The 5,866-nt window shown below is 73.9% G+C and carries 5 protein-coding genes and 2 pseudogenes; 5 read left to right on the forward strand and 2 right to left on the reverse strand.

Translation table 11 applies throughout. The annotated features are described in order from the left end of the window. Window positions 1-325 precede the first annotated feature (325 nt). The 3 genes from AB0E96_RS37190 (at window position 326) to AB0E96_RS37200 (ending at window position 2,290) form a co-directional block, all read left to right on the forward strand. The gene (locus AB0E96_RS37190; RefSeq protein ID WP_359830646.1) at window positions 326-715 is read left to right on the forward strand and encodes a VOC family protein; all 390 of its coding nucleotides are present in this window, start codon (window positions 326-328) and stop codon (window positions 713-715) included. Between the two features lie 84 nt (window positions 716-799). Next, window positions 800-1,873 carry a redox-regulated ATPase YchF gene (gene ychF / locus AB0E96_RS37195; RefSeq protein WP_359830649.1) on the forward strand — a complete coding sequence of 358 codons (1,074 nt, stop codon included), beginning with the start codon at window positions 800-802 and terminating at the stop codon, window positions 1,871-1,873. A 162-nt stretch (window positions 1,874-2,035) separates the two neighbouring features. Beyond that, entirely contained in the window at window positions 2,036-2,290 is a 255-nt protein-coding gene (locus AB0E96_RS37200; RefSeq protein ID WP_359830651.1) for a Txe/YoeB family addiction module toxin, read from the forward strand. A 183-nt stretch (window positions 2,291-2,473) separates the two neighbouring features. Here AB0E96_RS37200 and AB0E96_RS37205 read toward each other — a convergent pair whose 3' ends face one another. After that, window positions 2,474-3,136, reverse strand: a complete 663-nt coding sequence (locus tag AB0E96_RS37205; protein WP_359830653.1) for an HAD-IA family hydrolase — start codon at window positions 3,134-3,136, stop codon at window positions 2,474-2,476. A gap of 74 nt (window positions 3,137-3,210) precedes the next feature. Beyond that, window positions 3,211-4,352, reverse strand: a pseudogene (locus tag AB0E96_RS37210) (dihydrofolate reductase family protein). A gap of 165 nt (window positions 4,353-4,517) precedes the next feature. Here AB0E96_RS37210 and AB0E96_RS37215 point away from each other — a divergent pair. Both AB0E96_RS37215 and AB0E96_RS37220 read left to right on the forward strand, forming a co-directional pair. Further along, window positions 4,518-5,336 carry a methyltransferase domain-containing protein gene (locus tag AB0E96_RS37215; RefSeq protein WP_359830655.1) on the forward strand — a complete coding sequence of 273 codons (819 nt, stop codon included), beginning with the start codon at window positions 4,518-4,520 and terminating at the stop codon, window positions 5,334-5,336. A 170-nt stretch (window positions 5,337-5,506) separates the two neighbouring features. Continuing rightward, a pseudogene (locus AB0E96_RS37220) lies at window positions 5,507-5,866 on the forward strand (hypothetical protein); the annotation flags it as partial.

A 5,866-nucleotide genomic window follows, 5' to 3' on the forward strand; every position in this document is an offset into this window, starting at 1 on the left:
CACCGGGCGCAGCCGGGAGGCGGGGGCGGGTGCGGCGGGGGCTCCGGCGGTCTCGGGAGCCCGGCCTGGGCCGGGGACGGAGGCTGCGGCCGCGCCGGTCGGCGGACGGCGTCTGGGCCCTGGCGGCTGGGTACGGATGCTCTGCTCCACCCGCCCAACGTACGGTCCGATCATCGCCACACTGTGTAATGGACCGTTCAGGTCTTGCCCCGTGTCTCCGGACGGAGTAGTGATGTGATCGTCACTCAGGTCGGCTGACCTGCGGGCCGAGCCGACACTCGGCGATCACCGGGCCCGTCCGCGGGGCCCGTCACGGGGGAAGAACATGACCGATTTCACCTTCGAGCGGCTCGACCACGTCCAGCTCGACATCCCGGCCGGCGCCGAGGACGAGTGCCGCGCGTTCTGGTCCGGCGTGCTCGGCATGACCGAACTGGCGAAGCCGCCGGTGCTGGCCGCCCGCGGCGGCTGCTGGTTCCGCGGCGGCGGGGTCGAGGTGCACCTGGGCGTGGCGCCGGACTTCCGCCCGTCCCGCAAGGGGCACCCGGGCATCCTGGTCCGCTCCCTGGACGCGCTCGCCGACCGCCTCGCCGCCCACGGCCACCCGGTGACCTGGGACGACAACCTGCCCGGCCACCGGCGCTTCTACGCCGACGACAAGCTGGGCAACCGGCTGGAGTTCCTGGAGCCCCGGACGGCGGCGACCGAGGAGTGAGGCGGAGCGGGGGCTGCCCGTAGACTTGGGGGTCGGCCCGTACGGTGCCGACCCAACTCCTCCAAGCCCACGGGACTGCGCTTCATGTCGCTCACGATCGGAATCGTCGGCCTGCCGAACGTCGGCAAGTCGACCCTGTTCAACGCCCTGACCAAGAACGACGTGCTGGCGGCCAACTACCCGTTCGCCACCATCGAGCCGAACGTCGGCGTGGTCGGTGTCCCGGACGAGCGGCTGGCCAAGCTCGCCGAGATCTTCGGCTCCCAGCGCATCCTCCCGGCCACCGTCGACTTCGTCGACATCGCCGGCATCGTGCGCGGCGCCAGCGAGGGCGAGGGCCTGGGCAACAAGTTCCTCGCCAACATCCGCGAGTCGGACGCGATCTGCCAGGTCGTGCGCGCCTTCACGGACCCGGACGTGGTGCACGTGGACGGCAAGGTGTCGCCCAAGGACGACATCGAGACCATCCACACCGAGCTGATCCTGGCCGACCTCCAGACCATCGAGAAGGTCCTGCCGCGGCTCCAGAAGGAGGCGCGCCTCAAGAAGGACACCGCCCCCGTGCTGGCCGCCGCCGAGGCGGCCCAGGCGATCCTGGAGACCGGCAAGACCCTCTTCGAGGCCGGCTTCGACACCGCCCCGATCCGCGAGCTGCACCTGCTGACCGCCAAGCCCTTCCTCTACGTCTTCAACGTGGACGAGGACGAGCTGGCCGACGAGGACTTCAAGAACGCCCAGCGCGAGCTGGTCGCCCCGGCCGAGGCGATCTTCCTGAACGCCAAGATCGAGTCCGAGCTGATCGAGCTGGACGACGCCGAGGCCCTGGAGCTCCTCCAGTCCATGGGCCAGGAGGAGCCCGGCCTGGCCACCCTCGCCCGGGTCGGCTTCGCCACCCTCGGCCTCCAGACCTACCTGACGGCCGGCCCCAAGGAAACCCGCGCCTGGACCATCAAGAAGGGCGCCACCGCCCCCGAGGCCGCCGGAGTCATCCACACCGACTTCCAGAAGGGCTTCATCAAGGCCGAGGTGATCTCCTTCGCCGACCTGGTCGAGACCGGCTCCATCGCCGACGCCCGCGCCAAGGGCAAGGCCCGCATCGAGGGCAAGGAATACGTCATGCAGGACGGCGACGTCGTGGAGTTCCGCTTCAACGTGTGATCGTTTGATTGCTTTGAGATGGATCGATCTGTCACATGCGCAGGTCGGACGGGGCCCGCCTCCCTTGAGGCGGGCCCCGATCCCTTTTCCGTGCTGACTTGGCGCTGGTCTTCGACCTGAGCTCATCGACCCTGACGCGGCGGATGGCGAGAAGGGTGCCGCGTGAGGCTCGTCTTCGAGGAGACCGGCTGTGAGGACTACACCTCCTGGCTCAAGAGCGACCGCAAGATGCTCGCCCGCATCAACAAGCTCATCGAGGACGTGCTGCGCGACCCGTTCACCGGCATCGGCAAGCCCGAGCCGCTGAAGTACCACTTGCCCGGGGCCTGGTCGCGGCGGATCGACGATGAGCACCGCCTCGTCTACTTGGTGACGGACCGGGAGATCATCGTTCTGGCCGCCCGTTACCGCTACTGAGGGCTGGCCGCGAGTTCGATTCACCGTGCTGACCCCGTGCTGACTTGGGCCGTCAGGGGCAGCGTTTCCGCAGGTCGCAGCGGAGTGGCGGAGGTGCCGCTGCAACGTCTGGCCGGTGGTGCGTCGCCGGACCGCCCGGGCCCCGTGGTCGTCGCGGGCCCGGGCGGTCCGGTGTTTCCGGGGTCAGCCGATGGTGACGGTGAGGAGGCCGTCGGGGGTGGCGGTGACGGTGACGGGGGTGAGGGTGTCGGCGTGGGCGTCCGGGTGGTGGGACAGGGCGCGCGGGCCGATGCCGACGACGCGGACGCCGGCGGCCTTGGCGGCGGCGATGCCGGCGCCGGAGTCCTCGAAGGCGAGGCAGTCGGCGGGGGCGAAGCCGAGGGCGGCGGCGCCCTTGAGGAAGCCCTCGGGGTCGGGCTTGCTGGCGCCGACGGACTCGGCGGTGACCAGGACGGGCGGCAGCGGGAGGTCCGCGGCGGCCATCCGGACCCGGGCGAGCGGCTGGTCGGCGGAGGTGACCAGGGCGTGCGGGAGGCCGGCCAGCGAGGCGAGGAAGGCGGCGGCGCCGGGCACCGGGACGACGCCCTCGGTGTCGGCGCGCTCCTCGGCGAGCATCCGCTCGTTGTCGGCCAGGTTGAGCTCGACCGGGCGTTCGGGCAGCAGCGCGGCCATGGTCGAATGGCCCTGGCGGCCGTGCGCGACGGAGAGCACCTCGGCCGGGTCCAGGCCGTGCCGCTCGGCCCAGCGGTTCCAGCAGCGCTCGATCACGGCGTCGGAGTCGACCAGGGTGCCGTCCATGTCCAGGAGGACGGCGCGGGCGGTCAGCCGGACGGGGGTGGCGGGCATGGGGCGGCTCCTCGGGGTGTGCCGGCGGGAGAGCCGGAGAATGCGAGCTCTTTGTTTCTAGATGATACAAAAGATCAATCGAGCAGATGGGCGTTGACCGCGCGGGCCTCCTCGGCCAGCTCGGCCAGCTCCACCACCTCGACCCCGGCTGCCGTCAGCAGCGCGGTGCCCTGGCAGTCGGTGACGAACAGGTCCGGCTCGCGCCAGGCCACCACCACCCGCGGCACGCCCGCCGCGACGAGCAGCCGGGCGCACGGCACCGGCCGCGAGGCGCGCTGCCCGCAGGGCTCCAGCGAGCTGTAGACGGTGGCCCCGCGCAGCCGCGGGTCGTCCGCCGGGAGCTTGGCCAGTGCGGCCTCCTCGGCGTGGTCGTGCGGGTCCGCCTCCCGGCTGTAGCCCTCGGCCAGCACCATGCCGTCGGCGCCGACGACCACCGCGCCGACCGAGAAGGCCGTTTCGGACGGCGGGCAGCGGCGGGAGAGTTCGACGGCCCGGCGCAGGTGGTCGAGGTCGGTGGACGCGGACTGGGTCACGGCGCGGGCTCCTTCGGGGCGTACCTGAGCAGGACGACGTCGCCCACGGTACGTGCCTCCAGCAGTCGCATCCGCCGGGTCGGGCCGCCCGGGAACGCGGCCGGGCGGACGAAGCGGGGCGCCTCGGCCTGGCCCACCAGCAGGGGGGCGACGGCGAGTTGGAGCTCGTCCGCCAGGCCCAGGGCCAGGAACTGGGTGTGCACGGCGCCGCCGCCCTCGACCATCAGCCGGCGCACCCCGCGGGCGCCGAGGTCGTCCAGCACCGCGCCGAGGTCCACCGTCCCGCCCAGCGCGACCACGTCGGCCCGCCCGTCCAGCCGGGGGCGCAGCACCGCCGCCCCGGCGTCCGTGGTGTAGGCGAGCCGGGCGCCGCCGGTGTGCCAGAACCGCAGGCCGGCGTCGAGATCGCCGCTCGCGCTGAGCGTCACCTTCAGCGGGTGCTCGGGCTTGCCGGCCGCCAGCCGGGCGGCCCGGCGCCCGGGGTCGTTGACCAGCAGCCGCGGGTTGTCGGTGCGCAGGGTGTTGCCGCCGACCAGGATCGCGTCGGCGGCGGCGCGCTCCTCGTCGACCCGGTCGAAGTCGGCGGCGTTGGAGAGCAGCAGCCGCTCGGGGGAGGCGTCGTCGAGGTGGCCGTCGAGCGAGACGGCGGCGCTCAGCAGGACGTGGGGGCGCGGGCCGGGCATGGGCGGAGACCGTTCTGTCGGGGGCGTCTCCACGGTACGGCGGCCGGGTCCGGCCGGGCTCCACCCGGGCCGCATCCTGAGACGGATCTTCTCGTCATGCGGGACGGGGAGTAGCGTCGGAGGCGCCGCGGAGCACCGCGGTCGACCGCGCCCAGGGGGGACCCCATGACCGGACCGCAGCCCGCCGCCGTCTACACCCACGGCCACCAGGAGGCCGTACTGCGCTCGCACCGCTCCCGCACCGCCGCCGACTCGGCCGGCTACCTGCTGCCCGAACTGCGGCCCGGACAGGCCCTGTTGGACGTCGGCTGCGGCCCCGGCACGATCACCGCCGACCTGGCCGGGCTGGTCGGCCCGCAGGGGCGGGTGGTCGCGGTGGACACCTCCGCCGAGGTGCTGGAGCAGGCCGCCGGGCATGTCGCCGGGCGAGGCCTGTCCAACGTCGTCCTCGAGCGCGCCGATGTGCACCGACTGCCCTACCGGGACGGCGAGTTCGACGTGGTCCACGCCCACCAGGTGCTCCAGCACGTGGCCGATCCGGTGGCCGCGCTGCGCGAGCTGCGGCGGGTGACGGCGCCGGGCGGGGTGGTCGCGGTCCGCGACGTCGACTACGCCTCGATGACCTGGTTCCCCGAGGTGCCCGCGCTGGACCGCTGGCTGGAGCTGTACCGGCGGACCGCCCGCGCCAACGGCGGGGAACCGGACGCCGGCCGGCGGCTGCTGTCCTGGGCCCGCGCGGCGGGCTTCGCCGAGGTCACCACGAGCGCCTCCACCTGGACGTTCGCGACGCCCGAGCAGCGCGCCTGGTGGGGCGGGATGTGGGCGGACCGGGTGACGGGCACCGCGCTGGGCCGGACGGCGGTCGAGCGGGGCTTCGCGGAGCGCGACGAGCTGGACCGGGTCGCGGACGGCTGGCGGGAGTGGAGCGCCGCCGGGGACGGCTGGTTCTCGATGTTGCACGGCGAGGTCCTGGCCCGGGGCTGAGCCCGCGACCGAGTCCGGGGCCCGGAGGCCGGGGACGGGCCGGGGAGGCCGGGCAGGTGTTCGGAAAGATCGGGTAAAGTCGCGCGACCGTTCAGATCGGGCCCGTTCGGGTCCGAGCCATGGTGCCGAGCGCCGAGCTGATGCCCGTTCCGGTGGGTTGGGGGAGTCCCGTGTCCAAGTCCGAGTCCGAGCCGTCCGTCCCGGGGCCGGAGTCGCCCGCGGTCGCGGGCGAGGGTGCGGACCCGGGCATGGCCGAGGATCCGGGCACGGACGGGCGCCCGGGAGCGGACGGGGAGCAGGGCGTGACCGCGGCGGCAGCGCCCACGGCCCCGGCGCCGACGGCCGGTCAGGATCCCCGGGTGGACTTCCGCAAGGACACCGCCGAGCCCGCGAGCCCGGCCGAGCCCATGAGCAGCGCCGAGCCCGCGAGCCCGGCCGAGCCCATGAGCAGCGCCGAGCCCGCGAGCCCGGCCATGCCCGCGAGCCCCGCCGGATCCGCGAGCCCGCCCGCCCCCGCGGCCCCCGCCGAC

It is taken from the genome of Kitasatospora sp. NPDC036755 (assembly GCF_040636595.1).
Lineage (GTDB): Bacteria > Actinomycetota > Actinomycetes > Streptomycetales > Streptomycetaceae > Kitasatospora.

Excerpts from the sequence above, each read along its gene's own strand:
- AB0E96_RS37190 (WP_359830646.1), top strand. The coding sequence starts at position 326 with ATGACCGATTTCACCTTCGAGCGGCTCGACCACGTCCAGCTCGACATC.
- ychF (WP_359830649.1), top strand. The coding sequence starts at position 800 with ATGTCGCTCACGATCGGAATCGTCGGCCTGCCGAACGTCGGCAAGTCG.
- AB0E96_RS37205 (WP_359830653.1), bottom strand. The coding sequence starts at position 3,136 with ATGCCCGCCACCCCCGTCCGGCTGACCGCCCGCGCCGTCCTCCTGGAC.
- AB0E96_RS37215 (WP_359830655.1), top strand. The coding sequence starts at position 4,518 with ATGACCGGACCGCAGCCCGCCGCCGTCTACACCCACGGCCACCAGGAG.